At 39.8% G+C, this 21,049-nt stretch carries 16 protein-coding genes, 1 pseudogene and 1 CRISPR repeat array; of the genes and pseudogenes, 9 read left to right on the top strand and 8 right to left on the bottom strand.

Going from position 1 to position 21,049, the window contains the following annotated elements; all coding sequences use genetic code 11:
* A pseudogene (locus CJ239_RS10805) lies at window positions 1-197 on the bottom strand (DNA mismatch repair protein MutS); the annotation flags it as partial.
* 50 nt (window positions 198-247) lie between these two features.
* Window positions 248-694 (bottom strand): arginine repressor, encoded by a 447-nt coding sequence (gene argR, locus CJ239_RS10800; RefSeq protein ID WP_001231476.1) that lies wholly within the window; start codon window positions 692-694, stop codon window positions 248-250.
* 135 nt (window positions 695-829) lie between these two features.
* Between argR and argS the strand changes: the two genes are divergently transcribed.
* The 8 genes from argS (at window position 830) to csn2 (ending at window position 12,145) form a co-directional block, all read left to right on the top strand.
* Window positions 830-2,521, top strand: coding sequence for an arginine--tRNA ligase (gene argS, locus CJ239_RS10795; protein WP_102211563.1), 1,692 nt, complete (start codon window positions 830-832; stop codon window positions 2,519-2,521).
* Window positions 2,522-3,098: 577 nt separating this feature from the next.
* Window positions 3,099-3,344, top strand: a complete 246-nt coding sequence (locus CJ239_RS10790) for a MarR family transcriptional regulator (protein ID WP_102211562.1) — start codon at window positions 3,099-3,101, stop codon at window positions 3,342-3,344.
* Between the two features lie 169 nt (window positions 3,345-3,513).
* Complete coding sequence (locus tag CJ239_RS10785; RefSeq protein ID WP_102211561.1) at window positions 3,514-4,530, top strand: NAD(P)H-dependent glycerol-3-phosphate dehydrogenase; 1,017 nt, start codon at window positions 3,514-3,516, stop codon at window positions 4,528-4,530.
* A 21-nt stretch (window positions 4,531-4,551) separates the two neighbouring features.
* Entirely contained in the window at window positions 4,552-5,451 is a 900-nt protein-coding gene (gene galU / locus CJ239_RS10780; protein ID WP_102211560.1) for a UTP--glucose-1-phosphate uridylyltransferase GalU, read from the top strand.
* 656 nt (window positions 5,452-6,107) lie between these two features.
* On the top strand, window positions 6,108-10,286 hold the full coding sequence (gene cas9, locus CJ239_RS10775; RefSeq protein WP_102211559.1) for a type II CRISPR RNA-guided endonuclease Cas9: 4,179 nt from the start codon (window positions 6,108-6,110) through the stop codon (window positions 10,284-10,286).
* The gene (cas1, locus tag CJ239_RS10770) at window positions 10,286-11,152 is read left to right on the top strand and encodes a type II CRISPR-associated endonuclease Cas1 (protein WP_102211558.1); all 867 of its coding nucleotides are present in this window, start codon (window positions 10,286-10,288) and stop codon (window positions 11,150-11,152) included. The genes cas9 and cas1 overlap by 1 nt, the downstream gene beginning before the upstream one ends.
* A complete protein-coding gene (gene cas2 / locus CJ239_RS10765; RefSeq protein WP_102211557.1) occupies window positions 11,149-11,493 on the top strand; it encodes a CRISPR-associated endonuclease Cas2 in 345 nt (114 codons plus the stop codon). The genes cas1 and cas2 overlap by 4 nt, the downstream gene beginning before the upstream one ends.
* A complete protein-coding gene (csn2, locus tag CJ239_RS10760) occupies window positions 11,483-12,145 on the top strand; it encodes a type II-A CRISPR-associated protein Csn2 (protein ID WP_102211556.1) in 663 nt (220 codons plus the stop codon). Before cas2 ends, csn2 begins: the two co-directional genes overlap by 11 nt.
* 90 nt (window positions 12,146-12,235) lie before the next feature.
* A CRISPR array of direct repeats spans window positions 12,236-12,667; the repeat unit is 36 nt; unit sequence GTTTTAGAGCTGTGTTGTTTCGAATGGTTCCAAAAC.
* Window positions 12,668-12,833: 166 nt separating this feature from the next.
* Here csn2 and CJ239_RS10755 read toward each other — a convergent pair.
* The 6 genes from CJ239_RS10755 to pbp1b form a co-directional block, all read right to left on the bottom strand.
* Complete coding sequence (locus CJ239_RS10755; protein ID WP_102211555.1) at window positions 12,834-13,511, bottom strand: rhomboid family intramembrane serine protease; 678 nt, start codon at window positions 13,509-13,511, stop codon at window positions 12,834-12,836.
* Window positions 13,495-14,034, bottom strand: coding sequence for a 5-formyltetrahydrofolate cyclo-ligase (locus CJ239_RS10750; RefSeq protein WP_102211554.1), 540 nt, complete (start codon window positions 14,032-14,034; stop codon window positions 13,495-13,497). The genes CJ239_RS10755 and CJ239_RS10750 overlap by 17 nt, the downstream gene beginning before the upstream one ends.
* Before the next feature lie 11 nt (window positions 14,035-14,045).
* Window positions 14,046-15,176, bottom strand: a complete 1,131-nt coding sequence (locus CJ239_RS10745; protein ID WP_102211553.1) for an N-acetyldiaminopimelate deacetylase — start codon at window positions 15,174-15,176, stop codon at window positions 14,046-14,048.
* Between the two features lie 66 nt (window positions 15,177-15,242).
* Window positions 15,243-15,941 (bottom strand): 2,3,4,5-tetrahydropyridine-2,6-dicarboxylate N-acetyltransferase, encoded by a 699-nt coding sequence (gene dapD, locus CJ239_RS10740; RefSeq protein ID WP_000127443.1) that lies wholly within the window; start codon window positions 15,939-15,941, stop codon window positions 15,243-15,245.
* A gap of 228 nt (window positions 15,942-16,169) precedes the next feature.
* Window positions 16,170-17,081: a DMT family transporter gene (locus CJ239_RS10735; protein ID WP_102211569.1), complete on the bottom strand. Its 912-nt coding sequence runs from the start codon at window positions 17,079-17,081 to the stop codon at window positions 16,170-16,172.
* 56 nt (window positions 17,082-17,137) lie between these two features.
* Entirely contained in the window at window positions 17,138-19,591 is a 2,454-nt protein-coding gene (gene pbp1b, locus CJ239_RS10730) for a penicillin-binding protein PBP1B (protein WP_102211552.1), read from the bottom strand.
* Between the two features lie 141 nt (window positions 19,592-19,732).
* Between pbp1b and tyrS the strand changes: the two genes are divergently transcribed.
* Window positions 19,733-20,989, top strand: a complete 1,257-nt coding sequence (tyrS, locus tag CJ239_RS10725; protein ID WP_102211551.1) for a tyrosine--tRNA ligase — start codon at window positions 19,733-19,735, stop codon at window positions 20,987-20,989.
* The last annotated feature ends 60 nt before the right edge of the window (window positions 20,990-21,049 follow it).

Genomic DNA, 21,049 nt, shown 5'->3' with positions numbered 1-21,049 from the left:
CCCGCCATAGGAATCGGATTGTCGGCATTCTTGTTGCGACTCGTTAAGGAAATTTCCAGAATCTGCGCAGCATTGACCGCATCCTCATAAAATAATTCATAAAAATCACCCATACGAAAGAGCAAAAAAGCATCTGGGTATTGCTTTTTAATATCCACATACTGTTGCATGCCGGGTGATAGCTTTTCTGTCGCCATTTTCCGTCTCTCCTTGTCAAAAATAAGTCTTGAGAGCAACTCCCAAGACCTTACTTATCTTTCATCAAATCTAGCAAACGATCTTCCATGAGTTTGGCAACGTGCTGGTCTCGACAAATGACCAATAAGGTATTGGCACCAGCAACTGTTCCTAAAATCCATTCATCTTTGTTTGCATCTACAATATTTGCCAAAACAGAGGCTTCGCCCAATTTGGTATGAAGCACCAAGGTAAACTCTGCTCTTGCAACACCTTCTAAATGATGAGACAAAAATTCAACCAAATCAATCTTTTCTGTCTCATTTGCTAGTACATAATACACCATATCATTTTTCTTGACCTTGGTCAAGCCGATTTCGCGCAAATCACGAGACAAGGTTGTTTGCGTCACAAAAACATTATGTGCCTCCAACCGATCTTGAATTTCTTTTTGTGTACTTAATTTCTCCTCAGTAATCATTTTTTTTATTAACTGATGACGATCTCTTTTTCTCATAAAATCCTCTTATGTGAATATTTATAACTATTTTTATAACTATATTATACCAAAAAAATAGGAGATTTCAAAAATTTTTTCTTCTTTCTTTAAAATTGTGATAAAATAGTAGAAAAGTCCAAAAAGGAGCTCTTAATGAATACAAAAGAATTGATTGCTAGCGAATTGGCTAGTATCATTGATAGCCTGGACCAAGAGGCTATTTTAAATTTACTGGAAACCCCTAAAAACTCAGAAATGGGAGACATCGCTTTCCCCGCTTTTTCTCTTGCAAAAGTCGAACGTAAAGCACCTCAAATGATTGCGGCTGAACTGGCTGAAAAAATTAACAGCCAAGCCTTTGAAAAGGTTGTTGCAACAGGACCTTACGTTAACTTTTTCCTTGATAAATCTGCCATTTCTGCTCAAGTATTGCAAGCTGTTATCACTGAAAAAGAACACTATGCTGACCAAACTATTGGCAAACAAGAAAATGTTGTTATCGACATGTCTAGTCCCAATATCGCTAAGCCATTCTCTATTGGCCACCTACGCTCAACTGTTATCGGAGATAGCTTATCACATATTTTCCAAAAAATCGGTTATCAAACGGTCAAGGTCAACCACTTGGGAGACTGGGGTAAACAGTTTGGGATGTTGATTGTTGCCTACAAAAAATGGGGCGATGAAGAAGCTGTAAAAGCTCATCCAATCGATGAACTTCTTAAACTCTATGTCCGCATCAACGCTGAAGCTGAAAATGACCCTAGCTTGGATGAAGAAGCACGCGAATGGTTCCGTAAACTTGAAAATGGAGACGAGGAAGCTCTCGCACTTTGGCAATGGTTCCGTGATGAAAGTTTGGTGGAATTTAACCGTCTTTACAATGAATTACAAGTCGAATTTGACAGCTACAATGGAGAAGCCTTCTACAACGATAAGATGGATGCAGTTGTAGACATTCTTTCTGAAAAAGGCCTTCTTGTTGAATCAGAAGGTGCCCAAGTTGTGAATCTTGAGAAATATGGAATTGAACATCCAGCCCTTATCAAAAAATCTGATGGTGCAACTCTCTACATCACACGTGACTTGGCTGCAGCTCTTTACCGTAAAAACGAATACCAATTTGCTAAATCTATCTACGTCGTTGGTCAAGAGCAATCTGCCCACTTTAAACAACTCAAAGCTGTTTTGCAAGAGATGGGCTACGATTGGAGTGACGACATTACCCACGTTCCTTTTGGTTTGGTTACAAAAGAAGGGAAGAAACTCTCTACTCGTAAAGGGAATGTCATCTTGCTAGAGCCTACAGTTGCAGAGGCTGTTAGCCGTGCCAAAGCCCAAATTGAAGCTAAAAATCCTGAACTTGAAAATAAAGACCAAGTAGCGCATGCTGTTGGGGTTGGAGCCATTAAATTCTATGACCTCAAGACCGACCGTACAAATGGATACGACTTCGACCTAGAGGCTATGGTATCCTTCGAGGGGGAAACTGGACCTTATGTTCAATACGCCTACGCTCGTATCCAATCTATCTTGCGCAAAGCGGATTTCAAACCAGAAACAGCTGGCAACTATAGCTTGAATGATGCTGAAAGCTGGGAAATCATCAAACTCATCCAAGACTTTCCACGTATTATCAACCGTGCGGCGGATAACTTTGAACCTTCTATCATTGCTAAATTTGCAATTAGCCTGGCTCAAGCCTTCAACAAGTACTATGCACATACCCGCATCTTGGATGAAAGTCCAGAACGCGACAGCCGTCTAGCCCTCAGCTACGCAACCGCAGTCGTTCTCAAAGAAGCCCTTCGCTTGCTCGGAGTAGAGGCGCCAGAGAAGATGTGATTCAGTACTAACAATTGGAACTAAAGTTCCTAATTGTTAGACGCTAGCCGCTTATATGCGGACTAGCTAACTGCTTCACTAGTCATGGTCTCTAAATATAATCGATTTAGAGACCATGACGTCGTAACTATGGCGATTTGCCTAATCGCTTCACTAATTCACCAAACCAAATAATATCGATTTGGTTAGGCTCATGTCGTAATCTTTTAATCACTTTATTGTAAACTAGTCTAAGTAACTAACGCCAAATCCTATCAGGTATTTGGTCAGGCGCTTCACTAGTTCTGTGACATAATATTATCGATTTATGTTCCAGAACGTCGTAATCAGAGACGCTTGCCTAATCGCTTCACTAATTCACCTAACTAAATAATATCGATTTGGTTAGGCTCATGTCGTAATTTTTAAAATTACTTGATTGCAAAATAATCTAAGTAACTTACACTAAAGCCTATACGGACTTTGGTTTAGAGGCCTATCAAAGATCTTATCAAGTTTTGCTGACTTGTTCTGCTAGTTTAGGTCCACTAAATCGATTTATTCACTACTACTTCTTTATCATACAGGGAGATTTTCTATGAGCCAATATGCTTATGTCCTCGTTGTGATTAGCTTGGTGTTCCTTTTTCTGCTCAATAAGTACGAGAAGGAGAGACTTCAAAGGCTCTACCAAGAACAACTTTTGAAGGATGAAACATTTAGGGCTGACATCAAAGAGAAAATTCAATCGACTGAAAACATCAATGATGTCATTGCTTATATCAATAAAACTTACCATCTGGGAATGTTATTATCAAAAGACACTACAGATCAATTGAAATAAACCTAGCTATTCTTTAAGAAATATCAAAACCGAGACTAAGACTTTAATACTTCGTCTCGGTTTTTGTATATTTTTCAAGCAACAAAGCTACCACTCCCCCAGCAATGCAAGTGCAAAATCCCCTATAATGTGATAAAATAAAAGAGAGAACTCTATCAGGGAGGAAAACATGAAAAAACAAACCGTCGCCGTCTTGGGGCCTGGTTCTTGGGGAACTGCCCTTTCACAAGTCTTAAATGACAATGGACACGAGGTACGTATTTGGGGAAATATTCCCGAACAAATCAATGAAATTAATACACACCATACTAATAAACACTACTTTAAAGATGTCGTTTTAGATGAAAAAATTATTGCCTACACTGACTTAGCAAAAGCATTGAAGGATGTGGATGCGATTTTGTTTGTTGTCCCAACAAAAGTAACACGACTTGTTGCCCAACAAGTTGCACAAACCCTGGACCATAAGGCTATTATCATGCACGCATCAAAGGGATTAGAACCCGATAGCCATAAACGATTATCAACCATCCTTGAAGAAGAAATTCCTGAACAGCTCCGCAGTGATATCGTCGTTGTCTCAGGTCCTAGCCATGCAGAAGAGACCATTGTGCGTGACCTAACTTTAATCACAGCTGCTTCTAAAGATTTGCAAACAGCTCAATACGTTCAAGAACTCTTTAGTAATCACTACTTCCGACTTTATACCAATACGGATGTTATCGGGGTCGAAACTGCTGGTGCTCTTAAAAATATTATTGCTGTCGGTGCCGGAGCTTTACATGGTCTGGGATTTGGTGACAACGCTAAGGCAGCCATCATCGCTCGAGGCTTGGCAGAAATTACCCGCCTAGGAGTAGCACTCGGGGCTAGTCCATTGACCTATAGTGGCTTATCTGGTGTGGGAGATTTGATTGTAACGGGAACCTCCATCCACTCTCGTAACTGGAGAGCTGGCGATGCTCTCGGACGAGGAGAGTCTCTAGCCGATATCGAAGCCAATATGGGCATGGTAATTGAAGGAATTTCAACGACTCGAGCAGCCTATGAACTAGCGCAAGAACTTGGAGTCTATATGCCGATTACACAGGCCATTTACCAAGTTATCTATCACGGAACCAATATCAAAGATGCCATTTATGACATCATGAACAATGAATTTAAAGCAGAAAATGAGTGGTCTTAACCCTCTATAGAAAGGATTCTTATGACATCAAAAGTTAGAAAGGCAGTCATCCCTGCCGCTGGACTAGGAACTCGATTTTTACCAGCAACCAAAGCACTTGCTAAAGAAATGTTGCCAATTGTGGACAAACCAACTATCCAGTTTATCGTCGAAGAAGCTCTTAAATCAGGTATTGAAGATATTCTGGTTGTCACTGGTAAATCAAAGCGTTCTATCGAAGACCACTTTGACTCAAACTTCGAGCTTGAATATAACCTCAAAGAAAAAGGGAAACAGGACTTATTGAAATTAGTTGATGAAACTACTGGGATTCGCCTTCACTTTATCCGTCAAAGCCATCCTCGTGGTCTTGGCGATGCTGTCTTACAAGCAAAAGCTTTTGTAGGGAATGAGCCCTTCGTTGTCATGCTTGGTGACGACCTAATGGATATCACAGATGACCACGCTGTACCTTTGACAAAACAATTGATGAACGATTACGAGACAACTCACGCATCAACAATCGCTGTTATGCCTGTCCCTCATGAAGAAGTTTCAGCATATGGAGTTATCGCTCCTCAAAGCGAAGGAATCAATGGTCTCTACAGTGTCGAAACTTTTGTTGAAAAACCAACTCCAGAAGATGCTCCAAGTGATTTGGCAATCATCGGTCGCTATCTGCTCACACCTGAGATTTTTGATATCTTAGAAAATCAAGCTCCTGGTGCTGGAAATGAAATCCAACTTACCGACGCTATTGATACGCTTAATAAAACACAACGTGTTTTCGCCCGTGAATTTACAGGCGCTCGTTACGACGTTGGAGATAAATTCGGCTTTATGAAAACATCTATTGACTACGCCCTCAAACATCCACAAGTCAAGGATGATTTGAAAGATTACCTCATCCAACTGGGAAAAGAATTGGCTGAGAAGGAATAACAAAATCATTTATATAAAGAAGAACTAGGATGCTTAATTATCCTAGTTCTTCTTTATATATCCAGATTAGCCACACATAAATTAAGTAAATTCTATACTTGAATCTAGCAATTTCATAAAAACTATTGAAAGCGCTATACTTGCATTTGTCTTTTCATTAAAATAAGAGTACAATAAATTAGTATAGTAAAACAAAAAAGCACCGAATCGGTGCGCACTTTTTCAAGTTGTGTACGGACAAAGCCTTATTTTAACTTTGCTGTGTTGTTTCGAATAGTTCCAACGATTTTATTGTACTATACTTATCAAATATTATCAAGTGAAATGTAAATTATTTTACAGATAAAACAAAAAGCTAGTTTATTATTATTTGAAACAATACAGTTCTAAAACTAAAATACAACCCCTTACTAATTCTAACAAATTTCCACAAATATATCATTCGTTTTATTGAAATTATCATTAGAAATGCTATAATTTATTTATAGTTGTATTTTAAGGAGATTATTTTGAAAAAGTTCAAATTTACTAAAGATAATTTAGCTATCCTATCTGAAGTAGTAAAGTTTATGAAAGGTTGCGTTGATTTAATCAAAGCTCTCATTTTGTAATTTTTTAAAAAATTATAATTTAATACAAAGGAGGTTTATAACTATATGAACAATAACAATTACTCTATCGGACTCGATATCGGAACTAACAGCGTCGGATGGGCCGTCATTACGGATGACTATAAGGTGCCATCGAAAAAGATGAAAGTTCTAGGCAATACTGATAAACACTTTATCAAGAAAAATCTAATTGGAGCTTTATTATTTGATGAAGGAACTACTGCTGAAGATAGACGTCTCAAACGAACAGCACGCCGTCGCTATACTCGTCGAAAAAATCGTCTTCGCTATCTTCAAGAAATCTTTTCTGAAGAAATGAGCAAGGTGGATAGTAGTTTTTTCCATCGATTAGATGACTCCTTCTTAGTTCCTGAGGATAAAAGAGGAAGTAAATATCCTATTTTTGCTACCTTGGCAGAAGAAAAAGAATATCACAAGAAATTTCCAACTATCTATCATTTGAGAAAACACCTGGCGGACTCAAAAGAAAAAACTGACTTGCGCTTGATCTATCTAGCATTAGCGCATATGATTAAATACCGCGGACATTTTTTGTATGAAGAATCTTTCGATATTAAAAACAATGATATCCAAAAAATCTTTAGCGAGTTTATAAGCATTTACGACAACACCTTTGAAGGAAGTTCACTTAGTGGACAAAATGCACAAGTAGAAGCAATTTTTACTGATAAAATTAGTAAATCTGCTAAGAGAGAACGCATTCTAAAACTCTTTGCTTATGAAAAACCCACTGGTCTATTTTCAGAATTTCTCAAGTTAATTGTAGGAAATCAAGCTGAGTTTAAAAAACATTTTGACTTAGAAGAAAAAGCTCCACTACAATTCTCTAAAGATACCTATGATGAGGATTTGGAAAACTTACTCGGACAAATTGGAGATGACTTTGCAGACCTTTTCCTAGTGGCTAAAAAACTCTATGATGCCATTCTTCTCTCAGGAATCTTAACTGTCACAGATCCTTCAACCAAGGCTCCACTATCAGCATCTATGATTGAGCGCTATGAAAACCACCAAAAAGACTTAGCAGCTCTAAAACAATTCATCCAAAACAATCTTCAAGAAAAATATGATGAAGTTTTCTCTGACCAATCTAAAGATGGGTATGCTGGGTATATCAATGGCAAAACCACTCAAGAAGCATTTTACAAGTACATCAAAAATCTTCTCTCTAAATTTGAAGGATCAGATTATTTCCTTGATAAAATTGAACGTGAAGATTTCTTGAGAAAACAACGCACCTTTGATAATGGTTCTATCCCTCATCAAATTCATCTTCAAGAAATGAATGCCATTATCCGTCGGCAAGGAGAACATTATCCATTTCTGCAAGAAAATAAAGAAAAGATAAAGAAAATCTTAACGTTCCGTATTCCATACTATGTTGGTCCATTGGCTCGTGGAAATCGTAATTTTGCTTGGCTTACTCGAAATTCTGACCAAGCAATCCGACCTTGGAATTTTGAAGAAATTGTTGACCAAGCAAGCTCTGCGGAAGCCTTCATCAATAAGATGACTAACTATGACTTGTATCTCCCAGAGGAAAAAGTTTTGCCCAAGCATAGTCTCTTGTATGAAACATTTGCTGTCTACAATGAATTAACAAAAGTAAAATTTATTGCAGAGGGATTGAGAGACTATCAATTCCTTGATAGTGGGCAAAAGAAGCAAATTGTCAATCAATTATTCAAAGAGAAAAGAAAAGTAACTGAAAAAGACATCATTCAGTACCTACACAATGTTGATGGCTACGATGGAATCGAACTAAAAGGAATTGAAAAACAATTTAACGCTAGTCTTTCTACTTATCATGATTTACTTAAAATAATCAAGGATAAAGCGTTTATGGATGATGCTGAAAATGAAGCAACTCTTGAAAATATCATCCACACGCTCACTATCTTTGAAGATCGTGAAATGATCAAGCAACGTCTTGCTCAATATGACTCTCTCTTTGATGAAAAAGTGATTAAAGCACTGATTCGTCGACATTATACTGGTTGGGGAAAACTCTCTGCTAAGCTAATCAACGGTATCTGTGATAAAAAAACTGGTAAAACAATTCTTGACTACTTGATTGATGACGGCTACAGCAATCGTAATTTTATGCAGTTAATCAATGATGACGGGCTTTCCTTCAAAGACATTATTCAAAAAGCACAAGTGGTTGGTAAGACAAACGATGTGAAGCAAGTTGTCCAAGAACTCCCAGGTAGTCCTGCTATTAAAAAAGGAATTTTACAAAGTATCAAACTTGTCGATGAGCTTGTCAAAGTTATGGGACACGCTCCCGAGTCCATTGTGATTGAGATAGCACGAGAAAATCAGACAACTGTCAGAGGGAAAAAGAATTCTCAACAAAGATATAAGCGCATTGAAGATGCACTAAAAAATCTAGCTCCTGGGCTTGACTCAAATATATTAAAAGAACATCCAACAGATAATATTCAACTGCAAAACGACCGTCTCTTTCTGTACTATCTCCAAAATGGGAAGGATATGTACACTGGAGAACCTCTTGACATCAACCAACTAAGTAGCTATGACATTGACCACATCGTCCCACAGGCTTTTATAAAAGATGATTCTCTAGACAACCGTGTCTTGACTAGTTCAAAGGATAATCGTGGTAAATCTGATAATGTTCCAAGTTTAGAGGTTGTTCAAAAAAGAAAAGCTTTTTGGCAACAATTACTGAATTCCAAATTGATTTCAGAACATAAATTTAATAATTTAACCAAGGCTGAACGTGGTGGGCTAGATGAGCGAGATAAAGTTGGCTTTATCAGACGCCAACTAGTTGAAACACGGCAAATCACAAAACATGTTGCTCAGATTTTGGATGCCCGTTTTAATACAGAAGTGACTGAGAAGGATAAGAAGAACCGTAAGGTCAAAATTATCACTTTGAAATCCAATCTAGTTTCCAACTTCCGTAAAGAATTTAGTTTATATAAGGTACGCGAAATCAATGACTACCACCATGCACATGATGCCTATTTAAATGCAGTGGTGGCTAAGGCTATCCTTAAGAAATATCCTAAACTAGAGCCTGAATTCGTCTATGGTGACTATCAAAAGTACGATATTAAGAGATATATTTCCAGATCCAAAGATCCTAAAGAAGTTGAAAAAGCAACTGAAAAGTATTTCTTCTACTCAAACTTGTTGAACTTCTTTAAAGAAGAGGTGCATTACGCAGACGGAACCATCGTAAAACGAGAGAATATCGAATACTCTAAGGATACTGGAGAAATCGCTTGGAATAAAGAAAAAGATTTCGCTACAATTAAAAAAGTTCTTTCACTTCCGCAGGTGAATATTGTGAAGAAGACAGAGATTCAAACACATGGTCTAGATAGAGGTAAACCTAGAGGATTGTTCAATTCTAATCCATCTCCTAAACCTTCAGAAGATAGTAAAGAAAATCTTGTACCAATTAAACAAGGGCTTGATCCACGAAAATACGGTGGTTACGCTGGTATTTCTAACTCATACGCGGTCTTAGTTAAAGCTATTATTGAAAAAGGAGCGAAAAAACAACAAAAGACAGTTCTTGAATTTCAAGGTATCTCTATTTTAGATAAAATAAATTTTGAAAAGAACAAAGAAAACTATCTTCTTGAAAAAGGATACATAAAAATTCTATCAACTATTACTTTACCTAAATATAGTTTGTTTGAGTTTCCTGATGGTACAAGAAGAAGACTAGCAAGTATTCTATCGACAAACAATAAACGAGGAGAAATTCATAAAGGTAATGAATTGGTCATCTCCGAAAAGTATACGACTCTTTTGTATCATGCTAAGAATATTAATAAAACACTTGAACCAGAACACTTAGAGTATGTTGAGAAACATCGAAATGATTTTGCTAAACTTTTAGAATCTGTACTTGATTTTAACGATAAATATGTAGGCGCATTAAAAAATGGAGAAAGAATCAGACAAGCATTTATTGATTGGGAAACAGTTGATATCGAAAAGTTATGTTTCAGTTTCATTGGTCCAAGAAATAGTAAAAATGCTGGTTTATTCGAGTTAACTTCACAAGGAAGTGCTTCTGACTTCGAGTTCTTGGGAGTAAAAATTCCACGATACAGAGACTATACACCTTCTTCACTCCTCAACGCCACCCTCATCCACCAATCCATCACTGGTCTCTACGAGACTCGGATTGACTTAAGCAAATTAGGAGAAGACTAATGGGATGGAGAACTATTGTAGTCAATACGCACTCTAAACTCTCCTACAAGAATAACCACTTGATTTTTAAAGATGCCTCTCGGACAGAGTTAATTCACCTGTCCGAGGTGGACATCCTGCTTTTGGAGACGACAGATATTGTTCTCTCCACTATGCTGATAAAGCGCTTGGTGGATGAAAATATTCTGGTCATCTTTTGTGATGATAAACGCTTACCAACGGCATATTTAATGCCTTACTACGGTCGTCATGATTCCAGTTTGCAACTCTCTCGTCAAATTGCTTGGAATGAAGATGTAAAGGCGGAAATATGGACAACCATCATTGCACAAAAAATTCTCAATCAAGCTTTTTACCTGGGGAGTTGTGGTTTTCTGGAAAAGAGCCAGTCCGTCATCGATCTCTATCATGGGTTGGATTTGTTTGATCCTAGTAACCGTGAAGGGCACGCAGCTCGGATTTATTTTAACACCTTGTTTGGAAATGATTTTAGTCGTGAGCAAGATAGTGATATCAATGCCGCCTTGGACTATGGCTACACCTTAATTTTGAGTATGTTTGCGCGTGAGATTGTTTTGTCTGGCTGCATGACTCAGTTTGGCTTGAAACATGCCAACCAGTTCAATCAATTCAACCTAGCTAGCGATATTATGGAGCCTTTCCGTCCGATTATTGACAGAATTGTCTATGAAAATCGAAACAGTTCTTTTGTCAAAATCAAACGAGAACTTTTTACTATTTTCTCAGACATCTTCCACTACAATGGTAAAGATATGTACCTGTCCAATATCATCAGTGACTATACTAAGAAAGTCATCCAAGCTCTCAATCAACCCGAGAAAGGAGTTCCTGAGTTTAGGATATGAATTATCGATATATGCGTATGATTTTAATGTTTGATATGCCAGTTGATACCGTAGAGGAACGCAAGGCATATCGGAAATTTCGGAAGTTCCTCATAGATGAGGGATTTATCATGCACCAATTCTCCATCTATAGCAAACTCTTGCTCAACAACTCTGCTAATAACGCCATGATTGAGCGACTCAAGACCCATAACCCTAAAAAGGGGAACATTACTCTCTTAACCATTACAGAAAAGCAGTTTTCTCGTATGATTTACTTAAATGGTGAGCGAAATACCAGCGTAGCAAACTCCGACGCACGCTTGGTCTTTCTAGGAGAGGAGCCTAGAGATGAAGATTAATTTCCCACTACTGGATGAACCATTAGCTATTGAAAATGCCACTTTTTTAGTGTTGGAAGACCAGTTTACCTTTTCAACTATCGTCAAGCAATTCTACCAATATACTGATGATGGGGAGTTGAAGTTGTTTGATAGAAATCTAAAAGCTCTGAAAGAAGCTGAATTACTAGTGATAACGGATGTCTTAGGATACAATCTCAACTCACCTGCGATGCTCAAGCTGATACATGCAGATCTTGAAAATCAGCTCAATGACAAGCCCGAAGTCAAATCCATGATTGAAAAGCTGGTTGCTACGATTACAGAATTGCTAGCATTTGAGTGTTTAGAAAACGAGTTAGACCTAGAGTATGATGAAATTACCATTCTAGAGTTAATCGATGCACTTGGTGTCAAAGTCGAAACCCTGAGTGATACACCTTTTGAAAAGATGCTAGAAATTGTCCAGGTTTTTAAATATCTTTCTAAAAAGAAACTCCTTGTTTTCATCAATGCATCCGCCTATCTATCAAAGGATGAGTTAGTAAATTTGATAGAGTATATCCAACTCAATCAACTGTCCGTCTTGTTTATTGAGCCTCGGCAAATCTATGATTTTCCGCAGTATGTATTGGATCAAGACTATTTCTTGAACCCTGAAAATATGGTATAATAAGAGTAACAATTGGAACCTGACGAGCTGAAGTCTGGCTGGGACGAATGGCGCGATTACGAAATTTCGTGAGAAAAATTTTTCTACGAGGTTTTAGAGCTGTGTTGTTTCGAATGGTTCCAAAACTTCTCAAGAGTTTACCGTAACAATTCCAGCGTTTTAGAGCTGTGTTGTTTCGAATGGTTCCAAAACTGCCACGAGTGTTCTTAGGTGGAGACCTGGGTTTTAGAGCTGTGTTGTTTCGAATGGTTCCAAAACTCGAAGTGAGGCGCCTCAGCGATACGGTCGGTTTTAGAGCTGTGTTGTTTCGAATGGTTCCAAAACAGGTATTGTGGATACTATCAATGCTATTGGGTTTTAGAGCTGTGTTGTTTCGAATGGTTCCAAAACGCTAAAATTAGAGTTAAAGCACTGTTTTGGGTTTTAGAGCTGTGTTGTTTCGAATGGTTCCAAAACGATGATGGGTAATGCCTTTGCGACTGGAGCGTTTTAGAGCTGTGTTGTTTCGAATGGTTCCAAAACACATTAAAAGCTACTCATTTTTTAAGTAGCTTTTTTCTTATTCAAGTTTACATATTATACTCTTCGAAAATCTCTTCAAACCACGTCAACGTTGCCTTGCCGTACTCAAGTACAGCCTGCGGCTAGTTTCCTAGTTTGCTCTTTGATTTTCATTGAGTATTAGTCGTCACATTCCCATTCCCTTGTATAAAAGCAAGACTGCGAGTCCTACGAACAACACTAACGCTACCAGTCTCTGACTGGCACTATACATCCGTCTTTCTCCTCGAACTGGAAAGATAACTGCTAAAAATGCGCCACCAACTGCACCTCCGATATGGCCAGCTAGGCTGATTCCTGGAATCAAAACACTTCCAATAATATTAATCACAAAAAGTGTCAGATAAGACTGTCCTAGCTGTTGGATATAAGGATTACGCGTAGCATAACGAAGAATGATAATCGCGGCAAAAAGACCATAAAGAGAGGTGGATGCACCTGCCGCTATGGATTTAGGACTAAACTCAAAAACAAAGAGATTACCCATCATTCCTGATAAGAGATAGAGAAAGAAAAACTGCTTAGAACCGAAAATTTCCTCTACTTGCCTACCAAGATAATAAAGCGAAAGCATATTGACTATGAAATGCTCCCACCCAATATGCACAAAAATGGCAGAGAATAGACGCCAAACCTGCTCTGGAAAGAGGCGAATGACAGGCCCGTACATGGCTCCAAATCGAAATAAGGTATCTGCCCTGTAAAAGTTTCCACCTGTAGTCACCAACATTAGTAGAAATACCAAGGCCGTCACTAAGAGGAAGAAACTCGTCACAGGGTAACGCCTATCAAAGATTTCTTTCATCAATCAGTACCTCCTGAACAGGAATATCATGATTTTCAGGGATAAAGTCCTGAATTTGACAAGGATAAACCGTACTCAAAGTATGACCAGGAAAATGTTTCAGATAGCGGTCATAATAACCTCCACCATAGCCAATCCGATAGCCCTCTCTCGTAAAAGCCAGCCCTGGAACATGAATCAAATCAATCTGCGAGACATCCACCACTTCCAAATCTCCCTGTGGTTCCAGTAAGCCAAAGGAAGTTTTGACCAACTGCTGCGGATTATAGACTACAAAGTCCATGCGCCCCTTGGGATAGGTTTTTGGTATTAGAACCTTCTTGCCATCCTTCAGCGCCTGCTCAATCAATCCCTGAGTTTGAAACTCATGCGGAAAAGAGAGATAGGTTGCGATTGTATTTGCTTCTTGGTAGAAGGGGTGTTGTAAAAGTCCTTCTGTTAAAGCTTGGTCTATAGCCTGTTTTTGCTCTCTAGATATAGCCTTCATTTCCTGCAAGACTTGCTTGCGTAGTTCTGCTTTCATAGACAAATCCTCTACTCTGCTGCCTTCTTTTTCAGGAAACTAGAGACCGCATCCACCCCAATAGCTAAGGCTTCTTCCTTGGGACTCATCTGAGGGTGATGAAGGGCGTAGGGACTATCAATACCTAGCCAGAACATAACGCCATCAACTTTTGAAAGGAGATAACCAAAGTCTTCACCTGTCATAGCAGGCTCGATATCAATCAACTCGATTCCGTCTTTCTCTTCAAAAAAGTCCATTAGTTCACGCGCCAAGACTGGATTATTCTCAACAGGCAGGTAGCCCCCTTGTTTGAGTTCAACTTCGACTTCCATATCAAAGGCGGCTGCAACTCCTTCTGCAACTGTTTTGACCCTTTTTTGCACCAAGAGGCTCATGTCTTGAGTCAAGGCACGAATGGTTCCATGTAAAAAGGCTGTATCTGTGATGACATTGTTGGTTGTTCCAGCTTGGAACAGGCCAAAGGTCACCACTGCTCCCTCGATTGGGTTGACATTGCGGCTGACAACTGACTGCACTTGGGTCACAAAGTAACTAGCCGCTACCAAAGCGTCATTGGCTTCATGCGGAAAGGCTGCATGGCCGCCTTTTCCTTTGAAACGAATCTTCACCTCACAGGTTCCTGCGAAAAGTGTATGAGTATTGGTCGCAATCTGACCAACTTTCAAATCTGGACGGACATGGAGACCATAAAATTGGTCTGGCAACCAATCTCCAAAAGCACCATCCTCATACATGAGCATGCCACCAGCTTCATTTTCTTCAGCAGGCTGAAATAGGAAGAGCAGATTGTTCTTTGGTTGCTCCTCAAGGGCTTGCTCAAGACAACCCAAGGCAATGGTCATATGAAAATCATGTCCACAAGCGTGCATACGATTTTGGTGCTGAGAGGCGAAAGGAAGGCCTGTTTGTTCGACGATAGGCAGGCCATCAATATCTGTCCTCCAACCAATGGTCCGCTCTGGCTGACTTCCCTGCAAATAGACCAAAATTCCTGTCCGCCAAGTTCGAACTTGGACAAAATCCTTGCCTGCAGTCAATTTTTCAATCACATCCAGCAAATAAGCATGAGTCTTGAACTCCTCCAAGCCAATCTCTGGAATCTGGTGTAAATCTCGTCTAGTCTGAATCAAATCTAACATCTATCTGTCCTCCTATATAGCAGAAAGAGGCTGGAAAAGAGTTCCGCCTCTATTTTTCATTTACAATTACAAGGTACGAAGCGCATCTTCTAGCGCTGTTTTTTGTTGGGTTTGGGCATCAATCTCTTTGATAATGCGAGCTGGAACACCTGCTACGACAACGTTTTCTGGGACATCTTGGGTAACGATAGCTCCTGCAGCGACAACTGAACCACTACCGATTTGGACTCCTTCGATAACCACTGCATTGGCCCCGATAAGAACATTGTCTCCGACACGGACTGGTTCAGCGCTAGCTGGCTCAATTACACCTGCAAGAACAGCACCTGCACCAACATGGCTGTTTTTCCCAACGATAGCGCGACCACCAAGGATAGCCCCCATGTCAATCATGGTTCCTGCACCGATTTCAGCACCGATATTGATAACGGCTCCCATCATGATAACAGCATTGTCACCAATTTCAACCTGATCACGGATAATTGCACCTGGCTCGATACGAGCGTTGATAGCACGTTTATCTAGCAAAGGAACTGCAGAATTGCGAGCATCTTGCTCAACAACATAGTCTTGATTTTCTACCAAGCCATCAAGAAGAGGAGCAACATCTTTCCAGTCTCCAAATAGGACATTCCCTAGTTTGACAACAGAGCTTGGTACAGCGGTTGCAAGTTCCCCCTCAAAGGTTACTTTAACACTGGTTTTCTTTTCAGCATTGGCGATAAATTGGATAATTTCTTGTGCGTTCATTTTTGTAGCAGTCATAAGCGCCTCCTAGTTCATTTTAATGATACCTATTCTACCAAAAAAGGCCTCAAATTTGAAGCCTTTTTGTTTGTTTTTAGGTATGATTTTTAGGGATGTGAGATAAAACGTGCTGTCGGTAAAAGCAAGCCCCTACCGATACAACCTAAAAACACTCTTCACAACTATCTCCCCGTGTTTTATTGACTATTCTAGTATAGCACACTTTTAGAATTAAGAAAAGACTTTTTATTTACTTTCTTTCGCTTCTTCTATCGATAGGAAAATCATGGGTAAAATAATCAAGGCCATCGCTAGAAGAAGGGACCAATCCACTACCAAACCTAAAAACAAAACACTCAGCAGGGCAGAAGAGAGAGGTTCACTGGCACTGATAACAGAAACCACCAAAGGAGAAACCAAGGACACTGCCTTCATAGAAATAAAAAAGGCAAAAGCTGTCCCGAAGAAAGCAATAATAAGGCAAATCAAGATACTCCAAATATCAAGAGTAAAGGAAAGATGATAAACTGGCGAGAGGACATTGCTAAATAAACCTGCCAAAATCATTCCCCACCCAACCGTCGGTACAAAACCGTATCGCTTCGCAAAAGGTTGGGGCAAGATAACATTAAACATAACACCCATGGCACTCAGCAGACCTGTTATAAGGGCTAGTGGCGTCATGTATAACTGAGAGAGATCGCCTTTTGTCGCCATCAAGCCAACACCCAGCATGGCAACCAAAACATAGAAAATAGCGCTTTTTGAGGCTCGTTTGTGATAAACTAAACGATTGTAAAAGAGGATAAAAACTGGACTAATAAACTGTAAAATAGTTGCTGTCGCAGCATTTGAGTATTCTACGCAGAGATAGAAAAAATACTGGACTGAGAAAATTCCCAAAATAGCATAGGCTAAAAAAGGCAGGTAATTTTTCTTATCTCGCCAGATATCTAACACTTGCAATTTTAATTGCATTGCTGACCAAATGAGCACAAGACTCCCTGCCAGTGTCAAACGCATAGAGGTAATCCAGCCCGACGACACCTGGTAATGGGTAAAGAAATATTCTCCTAAAATTCCACAGATTCCCCATATTAAGCCAGATAAGAGCGAATAAACGGTTCCTTTAACAATCTTTTTCTGATACTGATTCATACCTTTATTGTAACACGAAAGGAAAAAAGAAAAAAGTGGCAATCAATACCACTTTCCTATCTTCTACTATTTGATTGTGTAGGTGATGATGAACTTGATGTACTGCTAGAACTACTACTTGAACTTGGTGTAGATGAGAAACTACCAATAATACTTGACCAAGCATTTTGATAATCTGATTCACTTCCTCCAATAGCAAAGTGATAGCTGGTCGTAGGAGCTCCCGCTTTATTAGCCCAATAGCTCGTTACAGTAGAACCTGAAAGATCCACCGTTTTTCCATTAACGGTTACTTTGCCTGGCTTCTGCCCTGTAGATCTGAGGACCTGAGATTGCGTCACACTAGAATCAAGATTAAAGCGTTCATTGCCCCAAACGCCAGGCTCAGCCTGGTGGATAGCATTAACCAAGTGAGCCATATAATTGGCATTTCGATAATGCCCAGCCCCCTTAGCCATTGGGCGGTTGTCGTCATGCCCTAGCCAACCACCTAGAGTCAATCTTGGTGTTGACAGCATAAGCCACATATTTTCATCTTCATTGGTTGTCCCAGTCTTACCAATCCAGTCTGCACGAGCTAAGTTTGAATTAATAGCAGCCAAGTCCGTTTGGAAACTTGAAGTGATTCGAGATGAAATCACTTCACGAAGCAAGCTCTGCATAATCGTTGCTGTTGCCTTCGAGTACACTTGAACTGGTTTGTCTTGGAATTCATAGATTACTCTACCATCAGATGATTCAATCTTAGAAATCACATGCTTCTGATGGTAGACACCGTTATTGGCAATTGTTTGATAACCGTTGGTATGCTGGGCAACTGTAACTTCAATACCACCACCCATAGGCAGACTTTCGATACCGTACTCCGGAATCTCGTAACCCATTTTCTCCATGTAACCCTTAACATCCACGCCCTTCTCACGAAGCATGCGATAGGTCCAATAGGCTGGGATATTCCATGAATAGTTCAAGGCTTCTCCCAAAGTCATCATACCTGTACCTGGACTGTTTACATACATGATAGGATTTCCATTAGAGAATTTTGTCGGATAATTGGACAAGATACTGGCGCTTCCCATCAAACCTTGGTCAATGGCAATACCGTAGGCCAACAAAGGCTTGGTTGTAGAGGCTGGCGAACGCTTGGTGTCAAAGGCGTGATTGTTTTGGTTTATCTGGTAATTACGACCACCAACGAAACCTAGAACAGCCCCCGTTTTATTGTCCATCAAAACATTCCCTACTTCAGGCTGACCAGTCGCATCATCTACCAAACGACCGTAGTTAGCAACTGCATTTTGCATGGCATTATGGATTTTTTTATTGATTGTTGTAGTAATTTTGTAGCCACCTTTACTTAGCTCCTGCTCCGCTCGCTCATGATAAGCCCTTTGAACCGCTTCCTTTTTCAACTCCTGACTAGAGACGTTGTCCTGTTGAACTAAATAATCATACATCCGATCTGTCGCTTCAGACATAGCCGTAAAGTAAAGGTAATCTCTTGAAACAGCATTAACAGTTCCCGATGGCAAGAAGTCTTGTTTTATATTATAATCCTTGTACTGGTCGTACTCTTCCTTAGTTAAAGCACCCGTACGATACATGTTATAGAGAACTCCCTTGGCCCGTTTCAAACCAAGGTCTAAGTCTTCATCACTCTTTAACTCTCCAGTATTTTCATAAGGAGAATAAGTAATCGGACTCTGGGGCAAACCTGCTAAGAAGGCAGCTTGAGGAATACTCAACTTGTTGGCATCAATACCGAAAATCCCTTCAGCAGCTTGCTGGACACCTGCAATGTTTTGCCCTTTATGATTTCTACCAAAAGGAGCGATATTGAGATAGGATGTTAGGATCTCATCTTTTCCCATCACTCTCTCTAAAGCAAGGGCATCGACAATTTCTGTAGCCTTACGAGCCAAGGTCGGAGCATCTCCGACCACTTGTTGCTTGATTAACTGTTGGGTCAAGGTCGAGCCTCCGCTAGATGAGCCCAAACCTGCAAAGGTTCCCAAGGTCGCCCGAATCACAGCTTTTGGCACAACCCCTTTATGTTCAAGAAAATGTTCGTCCTCAGTTGCAACGATAGCCTTTTTGAGATTGTCCGATATTTCCTCAGATGAGACAGAAGTTCTCAATAAGTCACTCTCGATAGAAGCAATGACACTCCCATCTGAATAAACAATTTCTGAGATTGAAGAAACATTTTTAACCTGCTTGACCAAGTCCTCCGCTGGCGGAACCTTAGCCTTATCGAACAAGGCAACTCCATAACCAAGAGCTACACCAGCACCAAAAAGTCCACCGATAAAGCCTAGAATAAAGAGAGTATTCAAAACTCCCTTGATAGTAGCCAAAATGCTCCCTAAGATAGACAGAATTCGCCCACCTGTCACATCCGACTTCTTCTCTTCTGAGACTTTCTCTGATTTTCTATGATTTATGTTTGATTTTACTCGCTGGAAAAATTCCAGCATTTTTCGTTTTAATTCATTTAATTGATTTTGCATGGATTTCCTCACTCTATCTATTATACCACAAAAGGTAAACTTTCAATAAAATAGCCACTTTCTCCCCTATTCTGCTAGGCTATTGCCCAAGTTTGTGATACAATAGGTAGAAACAATATTTTTAAAAAGGAGAAAAGACACATGCACATTTTTGATGAGCTAAAAGAGCGTGGTTTGATTTTTCAAACGACTGATGAAGAAGCTTTGCGTAAAGCCCTAGAAGAAGGTCAAGTTTCTTATTATACTGGCTACGATCCAACTGCTGACAGCCTTCACCTAGGCCACCTTGTCGCAATCTTGACAAGTCGTCGCTTGCAGCTAGCAGGTCACAAACCTTATGCGCTCGTTGGCGGTGCTACAGGTCTCATCGGAGATCCGTCCTTCAAAGATGCTGAACGTAGTCTCCAAACAAAAGACACAGTAGATGGCTGGGTCAAGTCTATCCAAGGACAACTTTCTCGTTTTCTCGATTTTGAAAATGGTGAAAACAAGGCTGTCATGGTCAACAACTACGACTGGTTTGGCAGCATCAGCTTCATTGACTTCCTCCGTGATATCGGAAAATACTTCACTGTCAACTACATGATGAGTAAGGAGTCTGTGAAAAAACGGATTGAAACGGGAATTTCATACACTGAGTTTGCTTACCAAATCATGCAAGGTTACGATTTCTTCGTCCTTAACCAAGACTACAACGTTACCCTTCAAATCGGTGGTTCTGACCAGTGGGGAAATATGACAGCTGGTACCGAATTGCTTCGTCGTAAAGCTGACAAAACTGGTCACGTTATCACTGTTCCATTGATCACAGATGCAACTGGTAAGAAGTTTGGTAAATCAGAAGGAAACGCAGTCTGGCTCAATCCTGAAAAGACTTCTCCATATGAAATGTACCAATTCTGGATGAACGTGATGGACGCAGACGCCGTTCGCTTCTTGAAAATCTTTACTTTCTTGTCACTTGATGAGATTGAAGACATCCGTAAACAATTTGAAGCGGCTCCACACGAACGCTTGGCACAAAAAGTCTTGGCTCGTGAAGTCGTTACACTTGTTCACGGCGAAGAAGCTTACAAAGAAGCCCTCAATATCACTGAGCAACTCTTTGCAGGAAATATCAAAAATCTTTCTGTTAAAGAGCTCAAACAAGGACTTCGTGGGGTACCAAACTACCACGTTCAAGCAGATGAAAACCACAATATCGTGGAACTGCTCGTATCAGCTGGTGTAGTTAACTCAAAACGCCAAGCCCGTGAAGACGTCCAAAACGGAGCTATCTACGTCAACGGCGACCGCATCCAAGACCTTGACTATGTCTTGAGTGACGCAGATAAGTTAGAGAATGAGCTGACTGTTATCCGTCGTGGAAAGAAAAAATATTTTGTATTGACTTACTAAACTGTTCAACATTTACCTATAAAAAAAGGAGTTAACCTCGAGAAAGGTAACTCCTTTTTG

Origin of the sequence: Streptococcus sp. UMB0029 (assembly GCF_002871495.1) — a bacterium.
Classification (GTDB): domain Bacteria; phylum Bacillota; class Bacilli; order Lactobacillales; family Streptococcaceae; genus Streptococcus.
Note: the sequence above shows the minus strand (reverse complement) of the source record. Positions and strands in the feature narration are given on the sequence as shown.